The organism is Mycolicibacterium setense (assembly GCF_000805385.1).
Taxonomy (GTDB): domain Bacteria; phylum Actinomycetota; class Actinomycetes; order Mycobacteriales; family Mycobacteriaceae; genus Mycobacterium; species Mycobacterium setense.
Map to the genome: position 1 here is coordinate 406,884 of NZ_JTJW01000008.1, position 25,832 is coordinate 432,715.

The 25,832-nt window shown below is 66.7% G+C and carries 27 protein-coding genes; 11 read left to right on the forward strand and 16 right to left on the reverse strand.

Annotation, left to right across the window (positions count from 1 at the left end; genetic code table 11):
* Positions 1 to 63 precede the first annotated feature (63 nt).
* Positions 64 to 1,338, reverse strand: a complete 1,275-nt coding sequence (locus tag QQ25_RS20300) for a deoxyguanosinetriphosphate triphosphohydrolase (protein ID WP_039323070.1) — start codon at positions 1,336 to 1,338, stop codon at positions 64 to 66.
* A gap of 59 nt (positions 1,339 to 1,397) precedes the next feature.
* Here QQ25_RS20300 and QQ25_RS20305 point away from each other — a divergent pair, with 59 nt between their 5' ends.
* Positions 1,398 to 3,437: a TPM domain-containing protein gene (locus QQ25_RS20305; protein ID WP_039380665.1), complete on the forward strand. Its 2,040-nt coding sequence runs from the start codon at positions 1,398 to 1,400 to the stop codon at positions 3,435 to 3,437.
* Positions 3,438 to 3,535: 98 nt separating this feature from the next.
* Here QQ25_RS20305 and QQ25_RS20310 read toward each other — a convergent pair whose 3' ends face one another.
* From QQ25_RS20310 to QQ25_RS20320, 3 genes are read right to left on the reverse strand one after another with little or no spacing between them, the layout of a single operon-like run.
* On the reverse strand, positions 3,536 to 4,393 hold the full coding sequence (locus QQ25_RS20310; protein ID WP_234706148.1) for an alpha/beta fold hydrolase: 858 nt from the start codon (positions 4,391 to 4,393) through the stop codon (positions 3,536 to 3,538).
* A gap of 46 nt (positions 4,394 to 4,439) precedes the next feature.
* Positions 4,440 to 5,159, reverse strand: a complete 720-nt coding sequence (locus tag QQ25_RS20315; protein WP_039321998.1) for a hypothetical protein — start codon at positions 5,157 to 5,159, stop codon at positions 4,440 to 4,442.
* Positions 5,160 to 5,168: 9 nt separating this feature from the next.
* Positions 5,169 to 6,032, reverse strand: a complete 864-nt coding sequence (locus QQ25_RS20320) for an alpha/beta fold hydrolase (protein WP_039322000.1) — start codon at positions 6,030 to 6,032, stop codon at positions 5,169 to 5,171.
* A 158-nt stretch (positions 6,033 to 6,190) separates the two neighbouring features.
* Here QQ25_RS20320 and QQ25_RS20325 point away from each other — a divergent pair, with 158 nt between their 5' ends.
* Complete coding sequence (locus QQ25_RS20325) at positions 6,191 to 7,012, forward strand: alpha/beta fold hydrolase (RefSeq protein ID WP_039380666.1); 822 nt, start codon at positions 6,191 to 6,193, stop codon at positions 7,010 to 7,012.
* Here the strand turns inward: QQ25_RS20325 and QQ25_RS20330 are convergent.
* Complete coding sequence (locus QQ25_RS20330) at positions 6,999 to 7,454, reverse strand: winged helix-turn-helix transcriptional regulator (protein ID WP_039322006.1); 456 nt, start codon at positions 7,452 to 7,454, stop codon at positions 6,999 to 7,001. The two genes, QQ25_RS20325 and QQ25_RS20330, sit on opposite strands and share 14 nt — an antisense overlap.
* A 54-nt stretch (positions 7,455 to 7,508) precedes the next feature.
* On the opposite strand from QQ25_RS20330, the gene QQ25_RS20335 reads away from it, so the two are divergent.
* From QQ25_RS20335 to QQ25_RS20350, 4 genes are all read left to right on the forward strand, one after another.
* Positions 7,509 to 10,208, forward strand: coding sequence for an ATP-binding protein (locus tag QQ25_RS20335; protein ID WP_234711956.1), 2,700 nt, complete (start codon positions 7,509 to 7,511; stop codon positions 10,206 to 10,208).
* A 66-nt stretch (positions 10,209 to 10,274) separates the two neighbouring features.
* Entirely contained in the window at positions 10,275 to 10,958 is a 684-nt protein-coding gene (locus tag QQ25_RS20340) for an SDR family oxidoreductase (protein WP_039322009.1), read from the forward strand.
* Positions 10,959 to 11,975 carry an alcohol dehydrogenase catalytic domain-containing protein gene (locus tag QQ25_RS20345; protein WP_039322012.1) on the forward strand — a complete coding sequence of 339 codons (1,017 nt, stop codon included), beginning with the start codon at positions 10,959 to 10,961 and terminating at the stop codon, positions 11,973 to 11,975.
* Positions 11,972 to 12,469, forward strand: a complete 498-nt coding sequence (locus QQ25_RS20350) for a DUF302 domain-containing protein (protein ID WP_039322015.1) — start codon at positions 11,972 to 11,974, stop codon at positions 12,467 to 12,469. The genes QQ25_RS20345 and QQ25_RS20350 overlap by 4 nt, the downstream gene beginning before the upstream one ends.
* On the opposite strand, the gene QQ25_RS20355 is transcribed toward QQ25_RS20350, so the two are convergent.
* Positions 12,466 to 13,017 (reverse strand): TIGR03086 family metal-binding protein, encoded by a 552-nt coding sequence (locus tag QQ25_RS20355; RefSeq protein ID WP_039381125.1) that lies wholly within the window; start codon positions 13,015 to 13,017, stop codon positions 12,466 to 12,468. The two genes, QQ25_RS20350 and QQ25_RS20355, sit on opposite strands and share 4 nt — an antisense overlap.
* A gap of 212 nt (positions 13,018 to 13,229) precedes the next feature.
* Here QQ25_RS20355 and QQ25_RS20360 point away from each other — a divergent pair, with 212 nt between their 5' ends.
* Positions 13,230 to 14,288, forward strand: a complete 1,059-nt coding sequence (locus tag QQ25_RS20360; protein ID WP_052235935.1) for an alcohol dehydrogenase — start codon at positions 13,230 to 13,232, stop codon at positions 14,286 to 14,288.
* On the opposite strand, the gene QQ25_RS20365 is transcribed toward QQ25_RS20360, so the two are convergent.
* Both QQ25_RS20365 and QQ25_RS20370 read right to left on the reverse strand, forming a co-directional pair.
* Positions 14,260 to 15,663: an FAD-dependent oxidoreductase gene (locus QQ25_RS20365; RefSeq protein WP_039322016.1), complete on the reverse strand. Its 1,404-nt coding sequence runs from the start codon at positions 15,661 to 15,663 to the stop codon at positions 14,260 to 14,262. The two genes, QQ25_RS20360 and QQ25_RS20365, sit on opposite strands and share 29 nt — an antisense overlap.
* A 174-nt stretch (positions 15,664 to 15,837) precedes the next feature.
* Complete coding sequence (locus QQ25_RS20370; protein WP_039322019.1) at positions 15,838 to 17,238, reverse strand: glycine--tRNA ligase; 1,401 nt, start codon at positions 17,236 to 17,238, stop codon at positions 15,838 to 15,840.
* Between the two features lie 97 nt (positions 17,239 to 17,335).
* Here QQ25_RS20370 and QQ25_RS20375 point away from each other — a divergent pair, with 97 nt between their 5' ends.
* Together QQ25_RS20375 and QQ25_RS20380 are read left to right on the forward strand one after the other, a co-directional pair.
* Entirely contained in the window at positions 17,336 to 17,704 is a 369-nt protein-coding gene (locus QQ25_RS20375; RefSeq protein WP_039322021.1) for an ArsR/SmtB family transcription factor, read from the forward strand.
* Positions 17,701 to 18,099 (forward strand): Fur family transcriptional regulator, encoded by a 399-nt coding sequence (locus tag QQ25_RS20380; RefSeq protein ID WP_039322024.1) that lies wholly within the window; start codon positions 17,701 to 17,703, stop codon positions 18,097 to 18,099. Before QQ25_RS20375 ends, QQ25_RS20380 begins: the two co-directional genes overlap by 4 nt.
* Here the strand turns inward: QQ25_RS20380 and QQ25_RS20385 are convergent.
* Genes QQ25_RS20385 through recO form a run of 4 tightly spaced genes read right to left on the reverse strand, consistent with a single transcriptional unit; the run spans position 18,092 to position 20,627 of the window.
* Positions 18,092 to 18,499: an NUDIX hydrolase gene (locus QQ25_RS20385; protein WP_039380668.1), complete on the reverse strand. Its 408-nt coding sequence runs from the start codon at positions 18,497 to 18,499 to the stop codon at positions 18,092 to 18,094. The two genes, QQ25_RS20380 and QQ25_RS20385, sit on opposite strands and share 8 nt — an antisense overlap.
* A complete protein-coding gene (locus QQ25_RS20390; RefSeq protein WP_039380670.1) occupies positions 18,496 to 18,942 on the reverse strand; it encodes a hypothetical protein in 447 nt (148 codons plus the stop codon). The genes QQ25_RS20385 and QQ25_RS20390 overlap by 4 nt, the downstream gene beginning before the upstream one ends.
* A 1-nt stretch (position 18,943) precedes the next feature.
* The gene (locus QQ25_RS20395) at positions 18,944 to 19,837 is read right to left on the reverse strand and encodes a decaprenyl diphosphate synthase (RefSeq protein WP_029109630.1); all 894 of its coding nucleotides are present in this window, start codon (positions 19,835 to 19,837) and stop codon (positions 18,944 to 18,946) included.
* Positions 19,773 to 20,627 (reverse strand): DNA repair protein RecO, encoded by an 855-nt coding sequence (gene recO, locus QQ25_RS20400; RefSeq protein ID WP_039322031.1) that lies wholly within the window; start codon positions 20,625 to 20,627, stop codon positions 19,773 to 19,775. The genes QQ25_RS20395 and recO overlap by 65 nt, the downstream gene beginning before the upstream one ends.
* A 63-nt stretch (positions 20,628 to 20,690) precedes the next feature.
* Between recO and QQ25_RS20405 the strand changes: the two genes are divergently transcribed.
* Both QQ25_RS20405 and QQ25_RS20410 read left to right on the forward strand, forming a co-directional pair.
* On the forward strand, positions 20,691 to 22,187 hold the full coding sequence (locus tag QQ25_RS20405; RefSeq protein WP_039380671.1) for an amidase: 1,497 nt from the start codon (positions 20,691 to 20,693) through the stop codon (positions 22,185 to 22,187).
* Positions 22,188 to 22,284: 97 nt separating this feature from the next.
* On the forward strand, positions 22,285 to 22,647 hold the full coding sequence (locus tag QQ25_RS20410; RefSeq protein WP_039380673.1) for a hypothetical protein: 363 nt from the start codon (positions 22,285 to 22,287) through the stop codon (positions 22,645 to 22,647).
* A gap of 19 nt (positions 22,648 to 22,666) precedes the next feature.
* On the opposite strand, the gene era is transcribed toward QQ25_RS20410, so the two are convergent.
* The 4 genes from era to ybeY form a co-directional block, all read right to left on the reverse strand.
* Positions 22,667 to 23,575 carry a GTPase Era gene (era, locus tag QQ25_RS20415; RefSeq protein WP_039381126.1) on the reverse strand — a complete coding sequence of 303 codons (909 nt, stop codon included), beginning with the start codon at positions 23,573 to 23,575 and terminating at the stop codon, positions 22,667 to 22,669.
* Between the two features lie 70 nt (positions 23,576 to 23,645).
* Positions 23,646 to 23,963, reverse strand: coding sequence for a cytidine deaminase-like protein (locus tag QQ25_RS20420; RefSeq protein ID WP_039380675.1), 318 nt, complete (start codon positions 23,961 to 23,963; stop codon positions 23,646 to 23,648).
* Complete coding sequence (locus QQ25_RS20425) at positions 23,956 to 25,257, reverse strand: hemolysin family protein (RefSeq protein ID WP_039380677.1); 1,302 nt, start codon at positions 25,255 to 25,257, stop codon at positions 23,956 to 23,958. The genes QQ25_RS20420 and QQ25_RS20425 overlap by 8 nt, the downstream gene beginning before the upstream one ends.
* Positions 25,254 to 25,790, reverse strand: coding sequence for an rRNA maturation RNase YbeY (gene ybeY, locus QQ25_RS20430; protein WP_039323083.1), 537 nt, complete (start codon positions 25,788 to 25,790; stop codon positions 25,254 to 25,256). The genes QQ25_RS20425 and ybeY overlap by 4 nt, the downstream gene beginning before the upstream one ends.
* Positions 25,791 to 25,832: the final 42 nt, after the last annotated feature.

The following is a 25,832-nucleotide window of genomic DNA, read 5'->3' on the forward strand; positions in this document are numbered from 1 at the left end:
AACGTTGGCTTGTGTGCGAGTTTTCGCCCGGAACTCGCACACAAGCCAACGTTCGGCGCGTGCTCAACCCAGCGGCCGCGGCGAGCGGGCCTCGTGCACCCGTTCCAACCGACTCTCGGTGTAGGACGCGATCTGATCGACCACCACTCGCAGCTTGGCTCCGTCGTCGGCCGCGAGGTCGAACTCGGGCGCGAACTGCGGGTCAAGGCTGCCCGGGGCCTGCGCCCACAGCGCCAGGGCGACTTCATGGATGAGCGTGCGCTGATCGGCCTGGATCTGCAGGTGCCGGTGATCGGACATGATGAACTGCAGCGCCAGCATCTTGAGCAACACCACCTCGGCGCGCACCAGTGGTGGCACCTGAAGGTCGGCAGCGAAACGCCGTAGCGGCGCTTCCCCCGCCACCGCCCGGGTCTGGGTGATGGCCGCATTGGCAAACCGCCCGACGAGCTCGCTGGTCATCGTCTTCAACGCGACCGAGGCCGCCAGGGTGCCGTCGTATTTTTTGGCCGAGGCCACCACCGGGATGTGGGACAACCGCTCGGCGGCGGCCAGCAGATCGTCATAGCTGACGCTCGGAAAGTTCCTGGAGCCGAGCTCGGCGAGCGAGGCGGCGGCATCGGGATCGCCGAGCACCCGCAGGTCGATCCGTCCGGAGATGACGCCGTCCTCGACGTCGTGCACCGAATAGGCGACATCGTCGGCCCAGTCCATCACCTGGGCTTCCAGGCACGGCCGCTCGTCGGGGGCGCCGGCCCGCATCCAGGCGGCGGCCTCCGCGTCGTCGTCGTAGAAGCCGTACTTGCGGCGGGTACCGAAGCTCGGCCACGGATACTTCGCCACGGCGTCCAGAGCGGCCCGCGTCAAGTTGAGCCCAGCCGAACGCCCGTCGGCGTCAAGGACTTTGGGCTCCAGCCTGGTGAGGATCCGGAAGTTCTGCGCATTGCCCTCGAATCCACCGAAGGCTTTGGCGATCTCGTCGAGCGCACGCTCACCGTTGTGTCCGTAGGGCGGGTGCCCGATGTCGTGAGCCAGCCCGGCCAGATCCACCAGGTCGGCATCGCAACCCAAACCGATCGCCATACCCCGCCCGATCTGAGCCACCTCGAGCGAGTGGGTGAGCCGGGTGCGCGGAGTGTCACCATGCCGCGGACCGACCACCTGGGTCTTGTCGGCCAGCCGCCGCAGCGCCGCGCTGTGCAACACGCGGGCCCGATCGCGAGCGAAATCGGTGCGGTGTTCGGTGTCGGTCCCGGGCAGCGCAGCACCCTTGGGCGCCTCGACCACCAGACGTTGCCGGTCGAAGTCGTCATACCAGGACTGCGTATCCGCGTTCACCGACGCACAGTCTGCCAGGAACCGGCCCACCCACCCCGCAGCGCACTAGATTGACGGTCATGCGTATCGCCCGTGTGCTGTCCATGCTGCTCGCGATCCTGACCACCGCACTCCTGGTCGCCCCCGGCGCAGCGGCCGAACCGCCGATGCGGCTGGCCACACAACTCACCGACAACGCCGGGGCACTGTCGTCGCCGCAGCGGGCCAGTGTGCAACGCGCCCTCGACCAGCTCTACGACACCAAACGCATTCAGCTCTGGGTGGTCTTCGTCGAGGACTTCTCCGGGGAGAACCAGTCGGGCTGGGCACGGAACACCATCCGGCTCAGCGATCTGGGCGATGACGACGCGCTGCTCGCCGTGGCCACCAAGGACCGTGCGTACTCGTTCCAGGTGCCGAACACGGTCCGGGGCGGCAATGAGCGCGCCAACGACATCCGGGTCAACAGCATCGAGCCGGCACTGCACCGTGACGACTGGGCCGGCGCCGCGATCGCCGCCGCCAACGGTCTGAAAGCCGAACCGGCCGCCAATCCGTCTGCCGCACCCGGGATCTCGTGGCCGGCACTGCTGATCGCCGTCGGCGTGGTGCTCGTGCTGCTCGGGTTGCTGTGGTGGTGGTCGCGCCGGCGCCGGGCCAAGCGACGTCGCGCCGAGTTCGAGGCCGCCAAGCGGGTCGACCCGACCGACGCCAACGCCCTGGCCGCTGTGCCGCTGGAGGCGCTCGACGAGCTGTCCCGCTCGATCGTGGTCGATGTCGACAACGCGGTGCGCACCAGTGAGGCCGAGCTCGAACTGGCCGTCGAGGAGTTCGGGGCCAAGCGCACCGAACCCTTCAGCGCCGCCCTCGCGAACGCGAAAACCGCCCTGGCCCAAGCGTTCAACGTGCGCCAAACCCTCGATGACGATGCGCCCGAGACACCGCTGCAACAACGTCAGCTGTTGACTCAGGTGGTGGTGTCGGCAGCCAGGGCCGACCGGGAGCTGGACGCCCAGAGCCAGGCATTCGAGCAGCTGCGCGATCTGGTGATCAACGCACCGGCGCGCCTCGACACCATGACCCAGCAGATGGTCGACCTGACCGCCCGCATCGACCCGTCCCGACAAACCTTGGACAACCTGCACACGCAGTTCGACGCGACCGCCCTGACCTCGGTGGCGACCAACGTCGATACCGCCAAGGAGCGGCTGGCATTCGCCGATCGCAACATCACCACGGCCCGCGACCTGGTATCCCGGCCGGCGACGGATCAGACCGCGTTGGTGGACGCCGTACGCTCGGCCGAGTCCGCGCTCGACCAGGCCCGCACCCTGCTCGACGCCGTGGACAGCGCCGCCTCCGACATCAACCGGGCCCTGGCCGGCCTGCCCGCGGCCATCACCGACATTCAGGCCGGAATCGACCAGGCGAATTCACTGCTGGCGCAACCGGGTACGCCGCAGGCGGACAGACTCGGCGCGGCCCGCGATGCGGCCAAGAAAGCTGCCGACAGTGCGACGGCCAACGGTAAGGCTGACCCACTGGGCACGTTCACGCGGTTGACCAAGGCCGACGCCGAACTCGATCAGCTGCTCGCCGGCGTTCACGAACAGCAGGAGGCCGCAGAACGGCTGGCCCGGGCGCTGGAGCAAGCCCTGTTCACCGCGCAGTCGCGGGTCAAGGCGGTGTCGGACTTCATCGAAACTCGACGCGGCAGCATCGGTCCGGAGGCCCGCACCCGGCTGGCCGAGGCACAACGGCAGCTTCAGGCCGCCGAATCCAAGCGGTCCGACAATCCGAATGAGGCGGTGGCGCACGCCAACGGAGCGTCGACCCTTGCGGCGCAGGCACAGGGCTTGGCCAACGACGACGTTCGCGCCGCGCAGCGGTCCTACACCTCGCAGTACGGAGGGGGCGGTGGGTCCGACATGGGTGCGGTGCTCGGCGGCATCCTCATCGGCAACATCCTGCGCGGCGGGGGCGGCGGTTTTGGTGGCGGCTTCGGCGGCGGGTACGGCAGCAGCTGGGGCGGTGGACGCGGCATGGGCCGCCCGACGTCGTACGGCGGATCGTCCCATTCGTCGGGCCGCAGCTACAGCGGTGGTGGCGGCCGGTTCTAGTCCCGCGAGCAGACGTGCCGGTACCTCGGAATGCGCGGAATCGGGTACCCGCGCGTCTGCTCGGCGTCAAGCGTCTTGACTGATGGCTTTCGTGACGCTCAGCCCAGGAACCGGTTGACGTCATGGGCGAAATCGGTGATGTGCTGGAACAGAAATCCATGTCCGGCATCACTGTAGAGCGACACCTTGGCATCGGGCAGCCGCTGCGACATCGCGTAGGTGGCATAGGAATTGATCATCACATCGTGCGCACCGTTGGCCACCAGCACCGGCAGCTTCAGCTCGGCCAGCCGGTCATAGTATCCGCCAAATGCGGCGATGGCGCCGAGCTGCGCGCGGTAGGTGCCCGGCTGGACCTCAGCATGCGAGTGCCCGAGCCGAGTGTCCAAACGCCGCAACGACGCCATACCCGCCGACCGGCCTTCGTCGGTCTCCGGGAAGAAGAGGTACAAGTAGTCCTCGTCATCGTTGACCTCGTGACCGAGGATTTCGCCGACCCGAGGCCCGGGCGCCGGCTGCTCGGGCACCCCGGCCGGGGTGCTGCCCGCAACGATCAAGCGGCGCACCAGCTCGGGGGCCCGCAATGCGATGCCCTGCGCGACAATTCCACCCAGCGACCAGCCGAGTACGTCGACCTGGGGCAGGCCCAGCGCACGGATGAACGCGATCCCGCCGTCGGCGAGGCCTTCGATGGTGGTGGGCGCGGGTCCACTGGATGCGCTGGTCCCCCGGTTGTCGAACACGATGACCTCGCGTTCCGCGGCGAGCTCATCGAGTAACTGCGGATCCCAGTGGTCGATCGTGCCGCGCAGCCTCATGCACAGCACGAGCGGAACCGTTCCGGGCTTACCGAAGCGGCGGTAGTGGAAGCGTTCCCCCTCAGGCCCATCGACGAAACGGTCGTCGGCCTGGTCGGACAGGTATGGCATGGTGGTTCCCTTCTGATTGGATCTCATTCGACGCTCACATCGGGCGGTCTGCTGCGGTATCCGTCGTCAGCTCTCAGCCCAGGGTGATGTCGGTGAGTTCGATGGACACCACGAGTTGTTCTGGGACCGGGTGGTTGTCGGCGTCGCGGACGTAGATCATCCGGGTGCGTGGGATCACCAGTCCGTCGATCTCATCGAAATCCGAGATGTAGTGCGCGCCTGGGGATCCCCCGGCAATGTCGACCTGGTAGTCGCGCCGCCGGATCAGCCCGTCGGCATCGACGTAGAGAATCTGGTGCGGGCTGTGAGTGGCGATCGTGTCGGGATAGTCCACGTGCAGAGTGCGCCAGCGCTGCCCGTCCTCGGTCCAGGGGTCGCCCTCCTCGGTACGCACTCCAGGGAAGGTGAGGTTGAACGGTTCTGCGGTGTAGGTCCACATGGCGTATCCGGTGAAGTACGCCAACTGCATTGTGGTCCAGGGTGTTTCCAGAGTGTGGCCGGCGAACGAAGCACGGGCATCGTCGAGCACCTCGACGACGTCACCTTCGGTCGTCTCGATGCCCACCCGCTGCGGAGTGTAGGCGGTCTTCAGATCAGTTGCGGTGAAAGGCCACAACGAGGTGCGCTGGTCTTTGATCCAGACAGTGATCTCACCTTCGTCGACGATGCCGGGGACCGCCTTGATATCCCAGATGGCGCCGCCGAACCGTTTGTGCGCGGTGACCGAGGTCAGTTCGCGCCAGCGGTCTACTCCGCCGTAGGTGTTCAGGACGGTGGTGAGCAGGTCGGTCATGGGTTCTCCTTAGCGGCCGAGAAATTGGCGGATGTGCTGACCGAACTCGACCGGGTACTGGCCGAGAAATCCGTGGCCGGCGTCGGGGTAGATGCGCAGTTGGGCGCCCCGGATCTTCTCGGCCAGCAGGTGGCTGTTCTTGGTGGACATCATGGTGTCGTTGTCACCATTGGCGACCAGCGTCGGTTGAGTGATCGCCGAAAGTCGTTCCAGTTTTGATGATTCCGGGATGCCCCAGGTCATCAAGGCCTGATACTGGGCGTCGCGACAGACCAGCGTCGTCTCGGCGTCACGGTCGGCGGTGCGCGCATGGGTGCGGGCCAGGTACTCCCAGCCGCGTTGGACGCTCTGGTCGGAGCCGGAGAAGAACAGTGCGATGAATCCCTCGGAGGTGATCTCGCCGGCGCAGGCGTATGTGTAGACGTCCTCGGACCAACGGTGCAGATCGGGGGCACCCTGCGGCGCAGTGCCGGCAAGCACCAGCCGGCGCGGCAACCGTGGACGCACCAGGGCGATCTCCTGGGCGATGTGGCCACCGAGCGAGAAGCCCAGCAGGTCCACCGTGGCGATGCCCAGGGCATCGATGAACTGCAGGGCGTCGCGCGCCATATCCGTGACGTTGTCAGGGGTGGTCCCGGTGGAGCCACCGACACCGCGCAGGTCGACGGTGATCACCTCACGGTCGGCCGCCAGAACATCGAGCAGTGCCGGGTCCCAGTAGTCGAGGTTGCCGCGGAAATGCTGGAGCAGTACCAATGGGGGCACCGTGGCTGATGGGTTACCGACGCGCCGGTAGGCGAACCGTTCGCCCGCCACGTCGACGGTGAGGTTGGGGGCGTACGTTGCCTCCACCTCGGTGATGGTGTCCGTCATGTCCTGTCTCCCTATCGCTTTGCTGGAATCAAGCGTGGCGTTCCATGGCCTGCCTGGGTATCCGTCAATTGACTACGCGCCCGCGTCGACGCGGTGGCTCATGGCGATGGTCGTTTGACGGATGGCCCGGCGGAAGCCGACGGGACACACTGTCTCCCATGCCGTATATCGAAGGCTCCGACGGGGCGCAGCTGTACTACAAAGACTGGGGCAGCGGGCCGGCGGTGGTCTTCAGTCACGGCTGGCCACTGAGTGCAGACGCCTGGGATGTCGAGCTGAAACTGCTCGCCGACAATGGTTTCCGTGCCATCGCGCACGACCGGCGGGGGCACGGTCGTTCCGAACAGACCTGGTCGGGCAACGATATGGACACCTATGCGGCGGATCTTGCGACGGTGGTGCACGCACTGGGGCTCTCCGACATCGTCGTGATCGGGCATTCCACCGGCGGCGGCGAAGTGGTCAGGTACGCGGCGCGTCACGGCACAGGCCGGGTGCGCAAGGTGATCACCGTCGGCGCGGTGCCGCCGGTGATGCTGGCCTCACCGCAGAACCCCGAAGGCACACCGCTCTCGGTGTTCGACGATATCCGGGCACAGGTGCTGGCCGACCGATCCCGGTATTGGCGGGAACTCGCGATGGCGTTCTACGGTTTCAACCGGGACGGTACCACCGCGTCACAGGGATTGATCGACCATTTCTGGCTGCAGGGCATGCAGGCGGGGCTGGCCTCGGCATACGACTGCGTGCAGGCGTTCTCGGAGACCGACCTGACCGGGGACCTTCGTGCCCTTGAGGTGCCGATCCTAATCGCGCACGGCGATGACGACCAGATCGTCCCCATCCATGACGCCGCATCGAAGGCGATCGAACTGGTGCGCTACGGCACATTGCGGGTGTATCCCGGTGCCTCCCACGGTATTCACGGTGACTATCAGCAGCAACTGGGTCGCGATCTGCTGGACTTCATCCGGAGCTGAGTCTGTCGATCAGGGTCACCTCCCCGGTGGGCACAGCGACGCCGTCCCGACGCCGGAACACAACCAGCGCGTGTTCCCCAGTGGCCTCCTCGATGAACCGGTAACCACTGCGTTTGGTGGTGACCCGATGCCTGTTACCCCACTGCCCCATCGCGGCGAGCACGGTTATCAGATCGTGTCCGGCGTCGGTGAGCACGTAACGGCTGCGGGTACGTTCGCCGGGCTCCCGGTAATCCTCGACGTCCAATATGCCGGCGTCCACCAGCTCGGCCAGTCGTGCGCTGAGCACATCGGAGGCCACGCCGAGCTGCTCCCGGAACTCGGAGAACCGGGACCGGCCCAGCAACGCCTCCCGGATGATCAGGATGGCCCACCGCTGCCCCAGCACCGCCATGGTGCGGGCGATCGGGCAGGCGTCGTCGGACCACGGGTCGGTGCGCATCCTCACAGCCTACCTGGGTTGGCAATACCAATTCAGCCTGCTAGCTTGGCGAAGGTGATAATCGGTCGATCAGCCGAGCTGGCCAGCGTCACCGAAACGCTCGCCGCCATCTCCACAGGCGGCGCAGCGCTCGTCGTCGACGGGGAAGCCGGTATCGGCAAGTCCACCCTGCTATCAGCCGCCGCGGACTGGGCCGTGGCCAACGGCTACAGCCGACTCGGCTGCTCGGGCCTGCAGAGCCAAACCGAGGTGGGCTTCGCCGGCATCCATGAACTCATCCACCCGGTGCTCGCCCACACCGCAGCACTGCCACCCCGCCAGCGCACGGCCCTGCTGACCGCCTTCGGACTGGCCGACGGCCCGACCCCGGACCGGCTGCTGGTCAGTCTCGCGGTGCTCGGACTGCTGGAGGAGGCCGCCAGCCGTCGCCGACTCGCCCTGATCATCGATGACGTCCAGTGGCTGGACCAGTCTTCACTGGAAGTCCTGGCGTTCGTGGCACGCCGGCTCAGTAACGCACCAGTGATGATGTTGTGCGCCGAACGCACCGGTCTCGACGGCGCCGCGCCGTATCTGGACGGCCTGCCACGAATGTCCTTGGGCCCGCTGGCTCCTGAACATGCCCGAGAACTGTTGAACACCACCACACAGCACGCGGATGCCCTCCTCCGGCAGCGGGTGCTCGAGCAGGCAGACGGCAACCCGCTGGCGGTGATCGAGCTTTCCAGTGCCCTCGGCGAGCGCGGCAACAGTGCCGTCTTCTCCGGCGAGCCGCTACCCACCACCCGGCGAGTCGAGCGAGCATTCCTGTCGCAGCTCAGCGGGCTGACCGACAACAGTCGACTACTGCTGCTCCTGATCTCTGCCAGTGATGGGCAGGTGCCCGACATCGACGCCGCAGCCGATCTTCTCGGCCTGGCACTCACCGACGAGTTGGCCCCGCTGGAACGGGCCGCCCTGATCACGGCGAGCGCCGGCCGGATCCACGTACGTCATCCGTTGATTCGGTCCACGGTCTACGGCGCCGCGCCACTGTCCATGAGGACCGTCGTGCATGGTGCGCTGGCTGATGCGACGGTCGACCCGGTCCGCGCCGCATGGCACCGTGCCGAGGCCACCTTCGGCACCGACGAGCGGGTGGCCACCGAGCTGGAAGGCGCCGCCCGCCAGGCCCTGGCCCGCGGCGCCGGCGCCGAATCCGCAGCCGCCCTGCGCCGGGCGGCCGTGCTGTCCCCCGATACCGCGGCCCGGGCGCGGCGTCTCACCCAGGCCGCCGAGATCGCCCGTAGCTTCGGGCTGACCGCCGAGGCCATCAGCATTCTCGGCGAGGCCGAGAACCTGGGCGACGAACATTGTAGTGCAGCACAATTGGCCATTATCCGGTTCGTGCTCAACGCCACTGCCGCGATAGCCGGTCAGTCAGCCGCCGAACTCCTCGCTCTGGCCGGGAAGTTCAACGACGACTCCGCTGCGCGACGCCAACTGCTGTGGGCCGCCGCGATCGAGTGCCGCATGCACGGCCTCGCCGAGGAACCGCACCGCGATATCGTTGCGGCGCTTCGACATCTCGATGACGGCGGTGACGATCCGATGGTGTGCACGGCACTGGCCCTGGTCGACGACACCGGCTCAGGTCATGGCCTGCGCGCACGCCTGCCTCAGATGATCGATGAGGTTGCCGACGACCCCCTGCTGTTGATGGCGCTGGGATTCGCGGCCGAGGCCGCCTCTGACCGCACACATGCGCTGCAGTGCTGGACCCGCGTGCAGACGAGGTCCAGGACCTCGGGATCGGCCGCCGATGAATGCGAGGGCCAACGCGGCACGGCGCAATTGTTGTTGCAGCAGGGCAAGATCCAGGCCGCGGGTATCGCCGCCGAGAACGCACTGCGGCTGGCCCAGGACATCAATCTGCCGATGACCGCCGCCTCGGCCGCAGCCACTCTCGCCCGAGTGCAGGTCTGGCAGGGCCGCTTCGAACAGGCCCACGCGACTCTCGGCGCGGCCCGCGGGCTGCTGGCACCGGACCCGGCGATCCTGTGGCACGACGACGCACAGTGGGCGGCCGGCCTGTTGGCGCTGTACACCGCCGACGCCGCCGAGGCACTCGAGCACCTGATGAAGATGACCCTGCACCGGACGTCGCGACGATGGGCCATCGCCGACCTCGCCGAGGCGGCGGCAGGTTGCGGCAGCGGCGCGCGGGTACGTCCGTTACTCGCCGACATCGCCGGGCAGGCCACGCAGCTGGCATCCGGCCTGGAGTCGATGCTGATACATCGCGCGCAGGCACTCCTGGCATCCACCGACACCGAAGCGCAGGAGCAATTCCTGGCAGCCCTGACCGCCGGTGCGGATGCCGATGCCGAATTAGAGTTGGCCCGAACGCATCTGGTGTACGGGCAATGGCTGCGCAGGCAGCGCCGGATCACCGAGGCACGTACTCATCTGTCATCGGCCCTGGCCGCATTCGACGCCGCCGGCGCGGCGCCGTTCGCCGAACGGGCCGCCGCCGAACTGCGCGCCGCGGGCGTCAACACCGCTGTCGGGACACCCCGCCAGGGACCGGTTTCCACCCTGACCTCCCAGGAACTTCAGATCGCCCAACTGGCCGCTGCCGGCCTGACCAACCGGGAGATCGCCGACCGCATGTACGTTTCACACCGCACCGTCGCGGCCCACCTCTACAAGATGTTCCCCAAGCTCGGGATCACCAACCGCAGTCAACTCCACACCGTGCTGAACGGACGGTAGTCAATTGACGGATACCTGTGGCGCACACCAACGGCGTGTGCTGAGTCCAACTCGAAGGAGATCGACATGACAGCAGCAGGGACCCCGGTGTCGGGCGCGACCGCCCTGGTGACCGGCGGGCAGCAAGGCCTGGGCAAGGCCATCGTCGCTGCACTGCTGGAAGCCGGTGCAGCCAAGGTCTATTCGACCAGCCGCCGCGGCGGAACCAGCGACGACCCACGGGTGGTCGTGGCGTCAGCCGACGTCACCGACACCGGGTCGGTGACGAAGCTGGCTCAGATCGCTGCCGACGCCACCATCGTGGTCAACAACGCCGGCACGCTCGGCGGCCAATCCCTGGTGCGCGACGATCTCGACGACATCCGCGCGGTTCTGGAAACCAACTTCTTCGGCGCGATCCGGGTGACCCAGGCCTTTGCACCGCTGCTCGCCGGCAAGGGCGGCACCATCGTCAACATCGCCTCGGTGCTGTCCTGGCTGCCGGGTTACGGCTCCTACGGTGTCTCCAAAGCCGCACTCTGGTCGGCGACCAACTCGCTGCGCCAGGAACTGAAGGAGCAGGGCACCAATGTCATCGGCGCCTACCTCGGCTACACCGACACCGACATGATCGCCGATCTCGATGTCCCCAAGAACTCCCCGGCCGACGTGGCCCGCCAGATCGTCGACGGAATCATCTCCGGCGCACCGGAAGTCCTGGCCGATGACCTCACCCGCCAGGTACACGCACCCCTGTTCCCGGTGGCCTGAATGTCCACCTACCGCGCCTATCAGGTAACCGGCCAACGGCAGTTCGCACTCGTCGACCGCGAGGTCGTCCCACCCGCACCGGGTCACGTCCGGATCCGGGTGCACAGCTGCGGTGTCTGCCACAGTGATGTGCTGGCCGTCGAAGGCCAGCGCACCGACCCGCAGCAACCGGTGGTGCCCGGTCACGAGATCGTCGGCGTCATCGATGCCGTCGGCGACGGCGTACACACCTGGGCGCCCGGCGACCGGGTGGGTCTGGGATTCCTCGGCGGGCAATGCAATGAGTGCGTGTTCTGCCGCCGCGGGGATTTCGTCAACTGCACCGATCAGCCGACACCGGGCACCAGCGAGGACGGCGGGTATGCCGAGGTCGTGTATGCCCGTTCCACCGGGTTGGTCCGGGTACCCGATGCTTTCGACGCGTCGGTGGCCGCACCCCTGCTGTGTGCGGGAATCACCACGTTCAACGCCCTGCGCAATGCACCGGCCGCTCCGGGCGCGCTGGTCGGGATCCAGGGCCTCGGCGGGTTGGGGCATCTCGGTGTGCAGTACGCCCGCGCACTGGGATTCCGGGTCGCCGCGATCGCCCGTGGACCCGAAAAGGCCGAACTGGCACGGAAACTCGGGGCGGATATCTACATCGACAGTGCCGCTGAGGATCCCGGCGCCACGCTGACCGCACTCGGCGGGGCCGCCGCGATCGTGGCCACCGCGGCCAGCGGTTCCTCGATGAGCCCACTGGTGGCCGGGCTGGCTCCGCGCGGGCAACTCGTCGTCGTCGGCGCCGCACCGGATCCCATCGAGGTCAGCACATCGGAGCTGATCTTCGGCGGCCGCAGCATCGTGGGCAGCCTCACCGGGTCCGCCGCAGAGAACGAGGACAACCTGGCGTTCAGCGTAGCCAACGGTATTGCACCGATGATCGAGCCGGTCCCGTTCGAGGACGCGCCGAAAGCGTACGAGCGCATGATGTCCGGCAAGGCCCGGTTCCGGGTGGTCCTGGAGATCGCGCGGTGAGCACCGTCGTCGAGCACCCGAATCGGAGGCTGCTGATCAGCCTGCCCGGGGGCTACGACGATGCCCGCATCCGGTACGAGACACTGGTTCCCGCAGTCGATTTCGCGGCCTTCGCCACGGCTTCCAAGTGGGAGGACGTGGTGGCCGAGATAAAAAGGCAAGCGCCACACGGCTTTCTGCGGTACTTCAGCAGCGACGTCGCGCCGGCCATGCGCGGATCGGCTTCGGTCTGGCCGTGCAGCGAGTATCTGGTGGGCAATCACACGATTGCCGAGCGGATGTACCGGCACGACCCGGGTGTCATGCTGCACGCGCCGCTGCGCACGCTGATCTACGACGCGGGGCAGGGCACGGTACTGGCCGTCGACCAGCCCAGCCTGTTGTTCGCCAGCTACGGCAGACCCGAGATCACGGCCGTCGGTGTGGAACTCGACGGTCTGCTGGCAGTGCTGGTGGAATTGCTCGGCGCAGAGGTGCCCGCGGCGTTGCGCTAGGAGGCCCCGCGCTGTGGATGCCGCCCCGTGTACGCGACAAGTCTGTCCAGTGCTGCCGCATCGGTGGTGACGGGCACAGGTTCGTCGAACCCGGCGGTGCGGCGACTGTCGGGGGTGATGATCTGACGGGCCAGGCCCAGCACGAAATCGGCATGCGCGGCGGTGATGGGCAGTGGGTGGTGCAACGCCTGAGCGAAGTCCCATCCGTGCACTACGAGCTCGATCGAAAGCACACCCAGCGCCAGGCGGCCCGCCGTGACATGGCCGGCGAAGACCACGTCACCGTCGGTACCCCGACGCCGCCAGGCCTCGATCGCGGTTTCGGCCGCGTGTGCGACCCGAACGCCGATCGGCCGAGCATGCGGCGCTGGGAAGTCGGCGCCCGCCGAATCACCCAACATCGTCACGGTTCCGACCAGATGATCGGCGAGGCCGGCCACATCGAAACCCGCACACGGAGTCGGCAGGTGCAGCATGTCACCTGTGATGGTGCCAAGTACCGGAACCAGTGCCGCCAACGCCACCTCGGCGCTCGATAGTTCGTCCACGTCAAGGAATTCTCGTACCTCCGGGTCCTTCCAGGTATAGGTCACATGACTGCAACGCGCAGGCCGAAGCATGCCTCTTCCTGCTGGGATCGGTGACGGCGGCGCCGAAGTCGACGTCCGCCGAACAACCGTCAATGTGCCCATACCGCGTCCGTCAGACATCTGGTGACGTGGTGGCGTGGACCTTCAATCAACCGAGAGGCACTGAAACGATGTCTGCTACATACCGTTCTGTTGAGGTCACCGAACCCAGCGGCGCTCTCCATCTCGTCGATCGGCCGGTGCTGGAGCCAGGACGTGGCGAGGTACGGGTGCGGGTGGAGGCATGCGGAGTATGCCATTCGGATTCGCAGATCAGTGCGGGACACCTGCCCGGCACGGTCTTCCCGGTGACACCCGGTCACGAGGTCGCCGGTCACATCGACGCTGTCGGACCGGGAGTCGACGACTGGCAGCTGGGTGACCGCGTCGCCATCGGATGGTTCGGATTCTACTGCGGATCCTGCTATCGCTGCCGGCGCGGCGATTTCGTGCACTGCTCACGGTCCAAGGTCACCGGGGCGGCATTCCCCGGCGGTTACGCCGAGATGCTCGTCGTACACGAGTCGGGCCTGGCGCGAATTCCCGATGTTCTCACCGCTGTTGAAGCCGCACCGTTGGCGTGCGCCGGGGTGACGATGTTCAACTCACTGCGGCACACGGGTGCGAAGCCCGGCGACCTGGTGGCGGTCCTGGGCATCGGCGGGCTGGGGCACCTCGGTGTGCAGTTCGCGGCCCGGATGGGATTCGAAACTGTCGCCATCGCCCGCGGTGCCGAAAAGGCATCCATGGCACACCAACTCGGTGCACATCACTACATCGACGCCACCGAAGCCGATGTAGCAGCAGAGCTGCGCAAGCTCGGCGGCGCCCGGGTCGTCGCCGCCACCGCCACCAATCGGGCGGCGATCAACGCCACGGTCGATGGTCTGGCCCCGCATGGGGAGCTGCTGACGCTGGCCGTGCTGGACGAGGCGCTCGATGTCACACCGCTGCAACTGATCAACAGTTCAGGGACCGTGCACGGACACCCCGCAGGTGTCGCGGCCGACACCGAAGACACCCTCGAATTCGCTGCCCTGCACGGGATCCGGCCCTGGGTCGAGCCGACTCCGTTGCAGGACGCCGCCGCCGGATATGACCGGATGATGCGCAACCAGGCACGGTTCCGGGTCGTGCTCACGATGGCGGACTCTGCGAATGCTAGGCGAGCATCCCCAGAAGTTGATTGAAGCACTCCGCCATCGAAGGGTGCGTGTAGATCTCGTCACGCAGCGCGCCGGCCGTGATGCCATGCCGCATCGCCAGCGCGACCAGATTGATGATCTCCTGGGCATCGTGGCACAGCAGCGCGGCACCCAGGATCTGGTCGGTGGCGGCATCGACCACCACCTTCATCATTCCGGCCGTCTGGCCGACGATCCGGGCCCGGGCCACGGTGGCCAGGTCGACCACAGGGCTCGCGGCGACCCGGATGTCGTAACCCGCTGCCCGGGCCTGGGATTCGGTCAGACCGACCCGGCCCAGCGGTGGCGTGAGAAAGAGGCAGTTGGGTACCGCCACCCGCTGTGAGGCGTTCCGGGGCGCGGCGGCACCGGTGAGCTGATCGAGAACGATGCGATAGTCGTCGAGGGAAATGTAGGTGAACTGCGGCCCACCGTTGACGTCACCGACAGCGAAAATGTGCGGCGCACTGGTGCGACGGTGTTCGTCGACCACGACAGCTCCGGTGTCGGCAACCTCGACCCCGGCCCGGTCGAGCCCCAATTCGGCGGTGTTGGGTTTGCGGCCGAGCGCAACGAGGACGTTGTCCGCGTCGACCGTGGTGGAGCGGCCGTCGATCACATACTCCACTCGTGCCGCCGGCGGACCACCAGGGCGCATGATCGTCTGTATCCCAACCACACTCGCGCCCGCAACGATGTCAACCCCGCGCTCGCCCAGCACTGCACGGGCTGAGCCGGCGACATCGGAGTCCTCGTTCGTAAGCACCGCTGGACGTTTCTCCAGCACAGTGACAGCGCTACCGAACCCGGCGTACATCGATGCGAACTCCAGGCCGATGTAGCCGCCGCCCAGCACCACCAACCGGTCCGGTCGCGCGGCTAGCCGCAGCAGTTGCGCGCTGGTGACCGCCACCGGACAGTCGTTCAGCCCCGGTAGGTCTGGAATCACTGGCGTCGACCCGGTACCAATGACGATCTTCTGGGCGGTAACCACCACGGGTCCGGTGTCGGTGGTGACAACGACGCTGTGGGCGTCGACGAAGCGCGCCCTGCCGGTCAGCACCGTCACTGTACGCACGAGGGAGGCCAGGTTTACCGCGCGCAACCCCGCGGTCAGGCGCTCCACCGACGCGACCCCGTCGGCATAGGCTGAGGCGCCGGATACGCCGGGCACACGCTGCTCGCCGTGATACACCATCGACTTGGTCGGGATGCACCCCGTGTTGATGCAGGTGCCGCCGTACATCGCGGCCGACTCCTCGACCAGGACCACGTGCTGGCCGTGTTTGCCCATATCGGCGGCCAGGGTTTTGCCGCCCTTGCCGAAGCCGATGACCAGAAGGTCGGCATCGATACGTTTCTGTGCTGAACTCGGTTCCATGCCGAAGATGTTGGCCCAGGTGCAGTGCGATCAGGTATCCGTACGATGACTTATTCCGCGACATGCACAGGCGCCGCAACTCCCGACCCACCGTTGCATTAGTCGCGCGAGCAGACGCAAATGTTCCCTCCGAAGCCACTTTTCGGACACATTTGTGTCTGCTCGCGAAGGGAACTAGGCGCCCTTGAGCCGCACCGCCAGGTAGTCCGACACCTTGTCCAGGGCGATGCGCTCCTGGGTCATGGCGTCACGCTCGCGGATGGTGACCGCGTTGTCCTCCAGGGTGTCGAAATCGACTGTCACGCAATACGGTGTGCCGATCTCGTCCTGGCGGCGGTAACGCCGGCCGATCGCGCCGGCGTCGTCGAACTCGACGTTCCAGTTCTTGCGCAGCTCGGCCGCCAGGTCGCGGGCCTTGGGTGACAGATCGGCATTGCGCGACAACGGCAGCACCGCGGCCTTGACCGGGGCCAGGCGCGGGTCGAGCTTGAGCACGGTGCGCTTGTCCACGCCGCCCTTGGCGTTGGGGGCTTCGTCCTCGGTGTAGGAGTCGACCAAAAACGCCATCAGCGAGCGGGTCAGACCGGCTGCGGGCTCGATCACGTACGGCACGTAGCGGGTGTCGGCACCCTGATCGTAGAAGGACAGGTCGACACCGGAATGCTTTGCGTGCGTGGACAAGTCGAAGTTGGTGCGGTTGGCGACGCCTTCGAGCTCACCCCACGGGTTGCCGGCGAAGCCGAACTTGTACTCGATGTCGACGGTGCCGTCGGAGTAGTGCGACAACTTCTCCTTCGGGTGGTCGTACAGCCGCAGGTTGTCCCGGTTGATGCCGAGGTCGACGTACCACTGCAGCCGCGTCTCGATCCAGTACTTGTGCCACTCGCCCGCGGTCGAGGGCTCGACGAAGAACTCCATCTCCATCTGCTCGAACTCGCGGGTGCGGAAGATGAAGTTGCCCGGCGTGATCTCGTTGCGGAAGCTCTTGCCGATCTGGCCGATGCCGAACGGCGGCTTCTTGCGCGCGGTGGTGACCACGTTGGCGAAGTTGACGAAGATGCCCTGGGCGGTCTCCGGGCGCAGGTAGTGCAGACCTTCCTCCGACTCGATCGGGCCGAGGTAGGTCTTGAGCATCATGTTGAAGTCACGCGGCTCGGTCCATTGCCCCTTGGTGCCGCAGTCGGGGCAGACGATCTCGTCCATGGGGACAGAGTCGGGATCGACTTCAACCCCATCCTTGGCCGCTTTCTTGGCCGCATAGCCTTCCTGCATGTGGTCCTGACGATGCCGCTTGTGGCAGTTCAGGCACTCCACCAGCGGATCGTTGAAGACCTCGACGTGGCCGGAGGCGACCCACACCTGGCGCGGCAGGATGATCGCGCTGTCCAGGCCGACGACGTCGTCGCGACCGGTGACCATGGACTTCCACCACTGGCGCTTGATGTTCTCCTTGAGCTCGACGCCGAGGGGCCCGTAGTCCCATGCGGATTTGGTGCCGCCGTAGATTTCTCCGGACTGATAGACCAGGCCGCGGCGTTTCGCCAGGTTCGCAACGGTGTCGATGATGGATGCCACGGTGCATCAGAGTAGCGACCAGCTCGCCGCGGGCGATAATCCGGCGCGACCGCGGGAACGGTTGACATGCAATATCGCGCATGTATTCTGACCCGTAATGGAAACGATTTCCAATATCACGGTAAGTCAACACGACGACGCACGCGAGCACAGCGCTGCCCCGGCGTCGGAAATGCCGTCGCGTGAGGTGCTGGACACCGCGGGCGAACTGCTGCGTGCGCTGGCCGCCCCACTGCGGATTGCCATCGTCCTGCAGCTGCAACAGTCCCAACGCTGCGTGCACGAGCTGGTCGACGCACTCGCCGTGCCGCAGCCGCTGGTGAGCCAACACCTGCGAATTCTCAAACAGGCCGGGGTGGTCGCCAGCGAACGCGCGGGACGCGAGGTGCTCTACCGCCTCGTCGATCATCACCTGGCCCACATCGTCGCCGACGCGGTCGCCCACGCCAGCGAGGAAGACCGGTGACGGGCGCGGTCCGATCCACCCGCCAACGTGCGGCCATCGCCGACCTGCTGAATGAGACCGAAGGATTCCGCTCAGCTCAGGAACTGCACGACGAGCTGCGCCGCCGCGGCCAGGGCATCGGCCTGACCACGGTGTACCGCACCCTGCAGGCCATGGCCACCAGCGGCAGCGTCGACACATTGCGCACCGACACGGGTGAATCGGTCTACCGACGGTGCTCGGAGGACCATCACCACCATCTGGTGTGCCGGGCCTGTGGTGCGACCGTCGAGATCACCGGCGGCCAGGTCGAGACCTGGGCCTCCGACGTGGCGCGCGAACACGGCTTCTCCGACGTCAGCCACACCATCGAGATCTTCGGGACGTGCGGCGAGTGCAACGACGGGGTCAACTGACCCGATCGCGCGCCAACGCGAGCACGGTGTCGCGGGTCAGTGGCGCGAGTTCGACGTCGCCGGGCGCAGCGAGGTCGATCCACATCATCTCGGCGATCTCGGCCTGCGGCTGCGGCTCACCGTCCACCCTCACCAGATAGAGCCAGGCATCGACGGAGTGGCCGGGTTCATTGGCCGCCGGCGCACTGTGGCGGCCGAGCACCTCGGCTTCGGACAGCGCGAACCCGACCCCGAGTTCCTCACGAACCTCGCGGGCCAGCGCCTCGATGGGCTGCTCCCCCGGCTCGATCTTTCCGCCCGGTTGCATGAACGCCGTCGTGCCGCGCTTGCGGACCAGGAGCAAGCGATCGTGCTCATCGAGCACAACGGCGGCGACGATCCGGATGACACGTGTGGTCACGACATCAGGTCCCGGCGCACATCGGCACCGGTGGCCAGCACCATGAGGATCAGCGTGCGCAGGGCGTCGTCGGTCAGCCCGGCGGCGGGAAAGTTGTAGCGCAGCATCACGTCGGCGACCTTCTTGGCCGGGCGTTTACGCGCGGCGCCTTTGGGTGTCGCGCCGTTGGTGGGTACCTCGACCAACTTTTCCACCAGCACCACCGTGCCCAGCATGGTCTTGCTCGCATGGTCGGAAACCCGGTCGCGAATCTTGTTGTTCAGCGGCAGATCCCAGGCCAGCGGCTGCGTCAGCGACACCATCTCCAGGTCCTCGGCGATGGCCACCACCCGCACCGAGGCCACGGAACCGTCGACCGTCACGGTCAGCGCGTCGTCCTCCTCTTCGACGACGGACATCACCTCGCCGAGCACCGAGGACAACCGCTGTAGAAGGTTGGGCATGTCAGGCCCTACCGAAGCGACGGTTGCGGTTCACGTATTCCTCGCAGGCCGCCCACAGATCGCGCCGGTCGTAATCCGGCCAGAGTTTGTCCTGGAACACGAACTCGGCGTAAGCCGACTGCCACAGCAGGAAGTTGCTGGCCCGCTGCTCCCCCGATGTTCGGATGAACAGGTCCACGTCGGGGATGTCGGGGCGGTGCAGATGCTTGGCGAAGGACGCCTCACTGATGCGGTTCGGCTTGATCTTGCCCTCGACCGCTTCGGCGGCCAGTGCCTGCGCCGCCTCGACGAGTTCGGTACGGCCGCCGTAGTTGACGCAGTAGTTGACGGTGATGACGTCGTTGCCGACGGTCATCTGCTCGGCGATGTCGAACTCCTTGATGACGCTGCGCCACATCTTGGGCCGTGACCCGACCCATCGCATGTTCACGCCCATGGCGTTCAGATTCTCCCGCCGGCGGCGCACCACCTCGCGGTTGAACCCCATCAGGAACCGGACTTCCTCGGTGCTGCGCTTCCAGTTCTCGGTGGAGAACGCGTAGACGCTCAGGTGCTTGATTCCCAGTTCGATGGCACCGCAGGTGATGTCGATCAACACCGCCTCGCCCATCTTGTGTCCCTCGGTGCGGCCCAGGCCGCGCTGGGTGGCCCAGCGGCCGTTGCCGTCCATCACCACGGCGACGTGATTGGGGACCTGATCGGCCGGGATCCGCGGCGCGACGGCCTTGGAAGTGTGCTGCGGCGGGCGGGCGAAGCGGCCGTTGGTACCGGCCGGGATCTCCGGGAAGACGACGGGCCAGGTCGAGGTGTCCGGGAAGACCGGGTAGTCCTCAGGCGCCGGGGGCAGCTGTGGGTAGGTCGACTTGCCCCGCTTCCCGTCCTTCGTCAATGCCATGGTCCATATCCTGCCTGACCAGCGTCGCGCGCTGTTCGGCGACTGTCCGATCGATCCGGTACACCCGCTCGACCAGAGGCAATGTCCGCAGCTGACGCTCCAGGTGCCATTGCAGATGTGCCGCGATCAGCCCACTGGCCTGGCTGCGATGCCCCGATGAGGATGCCTCGGCGTACTCCCAGTCACCCTCGTGCAGCGCCGACATCAGCTCCAGAACAGGCTGCGGCGGGGTGCTGGATCCGCTGGGCCGACAGTGCACGCACACACTGCCGCCTGCGGCGACGTGGAATGCCCGGTGCGGACCCGGCGAGGCGCAGCGGGCGCACTCGGTCAGCGCCGGCGCCCACCCGGCGATCGTCATCGCCCGCAACAGATAGGAATCCAGCACCAGTTCTCGGGCCCGGCGGCCGTCGGCGACAGCCCGCAAAGCGGCCACCGTGAGCCTGTGCAGGTCGGGCATCGGTGCGTGCTCCTCGCCGGCCAGGCGCTCGGCCGTCTCCAACATCGCGCACGCGCTGGTGTAGCGGCCGTAGTCACTGACGATGTCGGCGGCGAACGCGTCGATGGCCTGAACCTGGGTGACGATGTCGAGGTTGCGCCCCGGATGCAGCTGCACGTCGATGTGGGCAAACGGTTCCAGCCGTGCACCGAACTTGCTGCGGGTACGCCGAACCCCCTTGGCCACCGCGCGCACCAAACCATGGTCGCGGGTGAGCAGGGTGACAATCCGGTCGGCCTCGCCGAGCTTGTGCTGGCGCAGCACCACCGCCCGGTCCCGGTACAGCCGCATCGTGACAGTGTCGCACCATGGCGTGACAGGTTCCGTTATGCACCGCCGATATCCTCGAAAGTGATGGCCAAATCCGCGACTTCCGACTCGACATCGCCCCCGTTCCCCACCCTGACCAACCAGCTTTACCAACTTGCCAGCGGCGCAGTCACTTCTGACGAACTGGTACGCCGGTCCCTGCACGCCATCACCGCGAGCCAGTCCACCCTCAACGCCTTCCGCGTCGTACTCACCGAGCAGGCACTGGCCGACGCCGCGAAGGCCGACACGGCTCGCGCAGCCGGCAAACAGCTCCCACTGTTGGGAATTCCGATCGCGGTCAAGGACGACGTCGACATCGCCGGGGTACCCACCCGATTCGGAATCGACGGCGACGTACGCGTCGCCACCGCCGACGCGGAGGTGGTGCGTCGACTACGGGCCGCCGGCGCGGTGATCGTCGGCAAAACCAACACCTGCGAACTCGGACAGTGGCCGTTCACCGGAGGGCCGGGCTTCGGACACACCCGCAACCCGTGGTCGCGCAAGCACAGCCCGGGCGGATCCTCCGGCGGCAGCGCCGCCGCCGTGGCCGCGGGCCTGGTGACCGCGGCCATCGGATCCGACGGCGCGGGCAGTGTCCGCATCCCCGCGGCGTGGACGCATCTGGTCGGCATCAAGCCGCAGCGCGGACGCATCTCCACCTGGCCGCTGCCCGAGGCGTTCAACGGCATCACCGTCAACGGTGTGCTGGCCCGCACCGTCACCGACGCGGCCCTGGTACTCGACGCCGCATCCGGCAACACCGAAGGCGACCTGCACCGCCCGGCACCGATCCAAGCCGCCGAGTACGTCGGCCGCGCCCCGGGACCGTTGCGGGTGGCCATGTCGACGAAGTTCCCGTTCACCGGTTTCCCGGCCAAACTGCACCCCGAGATCCGTGACGCGCTGCAGACCATCGCCGATCAGCTCGGGCATCTGGGCCACACGGTGGTGGCCAAGGATCCCAACTACAGCCTGCGGATGTCGTGGGACTTTCTGGCCCGCTCCACCGCGGGCCTGCTGGACTGGGCCGACCGGCTCGGCGATGTGCCCTTCGACGAACGCACCATGGCCAACATGAGAATCGGCCGGCTGCTGTCACAGGACGTGCTTCGCAAGGCCCGTGCGCACGAGGCCGCCGTACAGCGCCGCATGTCCTGGATTTTCAATCTCGTCGACGTCATCGTCGCCCCCACCACAGCCCAACCTCCGCCGCTCACACACGAATTCGATCGGCGCGGGTGGTCGGCCACCGAACGCAGCTCGATCGCCGCGTGCCCGGTGACGTGGCCGTGGAACCTGCTGGGGTGGCCGGCGATCAATGTGCCGGCAGGCTTCACCTCCGACGGGCTGCCGATCGGCGTTCAGCTGATGGGCCCCGCCGACAGTGAGCCGCTGCTGATCTCGCTGGCCGCCGAGTTGGAGGCGATCACCGGTTGGGCCGCCAAGCAGCCCGAGGTCTGGTGGACCGCCCCGTCGCAGACCGACGCATCCCAGGCGGCAGCCGCGATCAACGCGCTGGACCGGAAGGCAGGCTAGAAGCCGAGGCGGCCCAAGGAAATTGCCGATCCGACTCCAGTTGTCGGCCCGTTAAGATTTTGCGGGCGATCGAATCTGCGCAAAGGGGATGCCGCACATGAGCTATCAGGATCCGTATGGTCGGCAGCAACCTCCCCCACACCCGTCCGTAGCGCCGCCTCCGCCAGGACGCGGTTATCCACCGATCGGTGGCTACCCGCCCGCGCAGCCTTACGCCGCACCGCGGCAACCTCTGCACTACGCTCCACCCACCCCGCCGCAACCGGCCGGCGAGCGGAACGACGGCAACTCGTGGGGTTGGCAGATTACGGAGGCCCTGTTGGATCTCGCCAGCGGCTCATCGTCACACGGCCTGGGCAACAGCTCACGGGACCGCGTCAAGACAGTCCTGGTGATATTCGGCATAGCGATTGCCGGAATCGCACTGCTGGTCACGGTTGCTGTGTTGATGAGCAAGTAGCGCTAACTCTCGGCGTCCGTCAGAACCCGAGGCGGCCCAGCTGCTTGGGATCACGCTGCCAGTTCTTGGCGATCTTGACCCGCAGCTCGAGATAAACCTTTGTGCCGAGCAGCTTTTCGATCTGGGTGCGGGCGGCGGTGCCCACCTCGCGCAGCCGCGCGCCGCCCTTGCCGATCACGATGCCCTTCTGGCTGTCGCGCTCGACGTAGAGGATGGCGTGCACGTCGATGAGGGGGTTGTCGGCGTCGCGCCCCGGCCGTTCCTCGACCTCTTCGATGACCACCGCCAGTGAGTGCGGCAGCTCGTCGCGCACACCTTCCAGGGCGGCCTCGCGGATGAGCTCGGCCATCAGCACTTCCTCGGGCTCGTCGGTCAGCTCACCGTCGGGGTAATACGCCGGCCCCTCAGGCAGTTTCGAGACCAGGACATCGGTGAGCACGTCGAGTTGTTCGTTGGCCGTGGCCGAGACCGGCACGATCTCGGCATCGGGTCCGAGCAGTTCGCTGACGGCCATCAGTTGCTCGGCGACCCTGTCCTTGGGCACCTTGTCGATCTTGGTGACGACGGCGATCAGCGTGGTTCTGGGCGCCACCGCACGGATCTGCTGATAGATCCAGCGATCACCGGGACCGATGCGCTCATCGGCGGGGATGCACAGCCCGATCACGTCCACCTCGGAATAGGTGTCCTTGACCAGGTCGTTGAGCCGCTGCCCCAGCAGGGTGCGGGGGCGGTGCAGACCGGGTGTGTCGACCAGGATGATCTGGAAGTCCTCGCGGTGCACGATGCCGCGGATGGTGTGCCGCGTGGTCTGCGGGCGGTTCGAGGTGATCGCCACCTTCTGGCCCACCAGAGCGTTGGTCAGCGTCGACTTGCCGGTGTTGGGCCTGCCGACGAAACACACGAAGCCGGAACGGAACTCACTCATCGGTTCTCCTCGAGCGTGCATACAGATCGCGAAATCCGCTGAATCGACGATCTCAGCGCACACTCGACGGTCATGACGGATTTCCTGCGCGGTCTGTGACGATCACCGCGGCATCGGCAGACAATTCGCGCACCGCCGCGACGCCTGCGTCGTCGGCGGCACCGCCGACCAGCACTGCGGCCTCGAGCCCGGTGGCACCACTGGACACCGCGGCGGCCACCGCCGCCTGCAGCGCGGTCAGCTGCAGCGCCGCCAGCTTCACCGGAGCGCCGGCGTAGGTGCGTCCGTCCTGGTCTCGCACCGCCGCACCCGAGGACGCCTCGGCCCGGCCCATCGCGCCGCGCGCCAGCACCACGAGCTTGTTGTCTTCCGCGTCGAGTTCAGTCATCGGTTTCTCGGCTCTCCTGTTTCTCGGATTCAGCAGGGCTGACCAGAACTGTGCCGATCCGCACCCGTCCACGGTGGTCCGACCCGCCCTCGGCGCGCAGCCTCAGGCCGTCCCACATCACCTCGGCGCCGGGCAACGGCACCCGGCCCAATTCGAATGCCACCAGACCGCCGACGGTGTCAACGTCGAGATCCTCGTCGAACTCCATTTCGTAGAGTTCGCAGAGATCTTCGATGGGCAGCCGTGCCGACACGCGGTACTCCCGATCACCGAGATCTTCGACCGGGGCCACCTCATCGGTGTCGTACTCGTCGGCGATCTCGCCGACGATCTCCTCAAGAACGTCCTCGATGGTGACCAGGCCGGCGATCGCACCGTATTCGTCGACGAGCAGTGCCATGTGGTTGCGGTCGCGCTGCATCTCGTTGAGCAGTTCATCGAGCGGCTTGGAGTCGGGCACGAACACGGCCGGACGCATCACCTGCGCCACGTTGGTGTCGCGGCCACCGTTGGTCGAGTAATAGGTCTGCTGGACAAGATCTTTCAGGTAGACCACGCCGACGACGTCATCGACGTTCTCGCCGATCACCGGGATGCGGGAATGCCCGCTGCGCACCGCAAGTGATGTCGCTTGACCTGCTGACTTGTCACTTTCGATCCACACCATCTCGGTGCGCGGCACCATGACTTCACGGGCCGGGGTGTCGCCGAGCTCGAAAACGGACTGGATCATCCGGCGTTCCTCGTCAGCCACCACACCGCGCTGCTGGGCCAGGTCGACGACCTCACGCAGCTCGATCTCGGAGGAGAAGGGACCGTTGCGGAAGCCGCGTCCTGGAGTCAGTGCGTTACCGATCAGCACCAGTAGCCGGCTGATCGGCGTGAGCAGCACTGAAATGGCTTGCAGCGGCAGTGCGCAGATCAGCGCGATGGAGTAGGCGTTCTGCCTGCCGACCGTGCGCGGGCCGACGCCGATGGCCACGAAGCTCGTCACCACCATGATCGCGGCCGAGGCCACCAGGCCCCAGCTGACACCGAGATGCCCGTCCAAGAACGACACGAGCAACACGGTGGCGCTGATCTCGCACGTGATGCGCAGCAGCACAACAAGATTGATGTAGCGCGGGCGTTCTTCGACTACCCGGCCCAGCCGGGCGGCGCCCGGGCGCTCGTCGCGGACGAGTTCCTCGATCCGTGCGATCGAGACGGTGGACAGCGCGGCGTCAATGGCTGCGAACAGACCACCGAACCCGACCAGCACCACGGCGCCGAGCAGCGGGAGCAAGCCGGTCACGGTTGATCGAAGTATCGGGACTTGTCCAGCAGCCGCTGATCCTTCTCGCTCTGCCGGTCGGCGTGATACGACTCGACCTGATCAGCCACCCATTCCTCGAGGAGTTGACGCTGCAGGGCGAACATCTCTTTTTCCTCGTCCGGCTCGGCGTGGTCGTAGCCGAGCAGATGCAGCACGCCGTGCACGGTCAGCAGGGCCAGCTCCTGACCGAGCGAGTGGCCGGCCTTGGCCGCCTGCTGTTCGGCGAACTCGGGGCACAAGACGATGTCGCCGAGCATGGACGGGCCCGGCTCAGGTGAGTCCGGCCGTCCCCCGGGTTCCAGTTCGTCCATCGGGAAACTCATCACGTCAGTGGGCCCGGGCAGGTCCATCCACCGCATGTGCAGATCGGCCATGGCGGCGCTGTCGACCAGCACCATCGACAGTTCAGCTGCCGGGTTCACGTCCATCTTGGCGATGACGAAACGCGCGACGCTGATCAGCTCATCCTCGGAGACATCGATGCCCGACTCGTTGGATACCTCGACGCTCATGCGGTTCCCTCGCAGGCTCGGGTCCCGCATGCCATCCGTTGA

Coding starts and splice junctions, on each gene's coding strand:
- QQ25_RS20305 (WP_039380665.1), top strand. CDS start 1,398: ATGCGTATCGCCCGTGTGCTGTCCATGCTGCTCGCGATCCTGACCACC.
- QQ25_RS20310 (WP_234706148.1), bottom strand. CDS start 4,393: ATGAGATCCAATCAGAAGGGAACCACCATGCCATACCTGTCCGACCAG.
- QQ25_RS20315 (WP_039321998.1), bottom strand. CDS start 5,159: ATGACCGACCTGCTCACCACCGTCCTGAACACCTACGGCGGAGTAGAC.
- QQ25_RS20320 (WP_039322000.1), bottom strand. CDS start 6,032: ATGACGGACACCATCACCGAGGTGGAGGCAACGTACGCCCCCAACCTC.
- QQ25_RS20325 (WP_039380666.1), top strand. CDS start 6,191: ATGCCGTATATCGAAGGCTCCGACGGGGCGCAGCTGTACTACAAAGAC.
- QQ25_RS20330 (WP_039322006.1), bottom strand. CDS start 7,454: ATGCGCACCGACCCGTGGTCCGACGACGCCTGCCCGATCGCCCGCACC.
- QQ25_RS20340 (WP_039322009.1), top strand. CDS start 10,275: ATGACAGCAGCAGGGACCCCGGTGTCGGGCGCGACCGCCCTGGTGACC.
- QQ25_RS20345 (WP_039322012.1), top strand. CDS start 10,959: ATGTCCACCTACCGCGCCTATCAGGTAACCGGCCAACGGCAGTTCGCA.
- QQ25_RS20360 (WP_052235935.1), top strand. CDS start 13,230: ATGTCTGCTACATACCGTTCTGTTGAGGTCACCGAACCCAGCGGCGCT.
- QQ25_RS20365 (WP_039322016.1), bottom strand. CDS start 15,663: ATGGAACCGAGTTCAGCACAGAAACGTATCGATGCCGACCTTCTGGTC.
- QQ25_RS20375 (WP_039322021.1), top strand. CDS start 17,336: ATGGAAACGATTTCCAATATCACGGTAAGTCAACACGACGACGCACGC.
- QQ25_RS20390 (WP_039380670.1), bottom strand. CDS start 18,942: ATGCCCAACCTTCTACAGCGGTTGTCCTCGGTGCTCGGCGAGGTGATG.
- QQ25_RS20395 (WP_029109630.1), bottom strand. CDS start 19,837: ATGGCATTGACGAAGGACGGGAAGCGGGGCAAGTCGACCTACCCACAG.
- recO (WP_039322031.1), bottom strand. CDS start 20,627: ATGCGGCTGTACCGGGACCGGGCGGTGGTGCTGCGCCAGCACAAGCTC.
- QQ25_RS20405 (WP_039380671.1), top strand. CDS start 20,691: ATGGCCAAATCCGCGACTTCCGACTCGACATCGCCCCCGTTCCCCACC.
- QQ25_RS20410 (WP_039380673.1), top strand. CDS start 22,285: ATGAGCTATCAGGATCCGTATGGTCGGCAGCAACCTCCCCCACACCCG.
- era (WP_039381126.1), bottom strand. CDS start 23,575: ATGAGTGAGTTCCGTTCCGGCTTCGTGTGTTTCGTCGGCAGGCCCAAC.
- QQ25_RS20420 (WP_039380675.1), bottom strand. CDS start 23,963: ATGACTGAACTCGACGCGGAAGACAACAAGCTCGTGGTGCTGGCGCGC.
- ybeY (WP_039323083.1), bottom strand. CDS start 25,790: ATGAGCGTCGAGGTATCCAACGAGTCGGGCATCGATGTCTCCGAGGAT.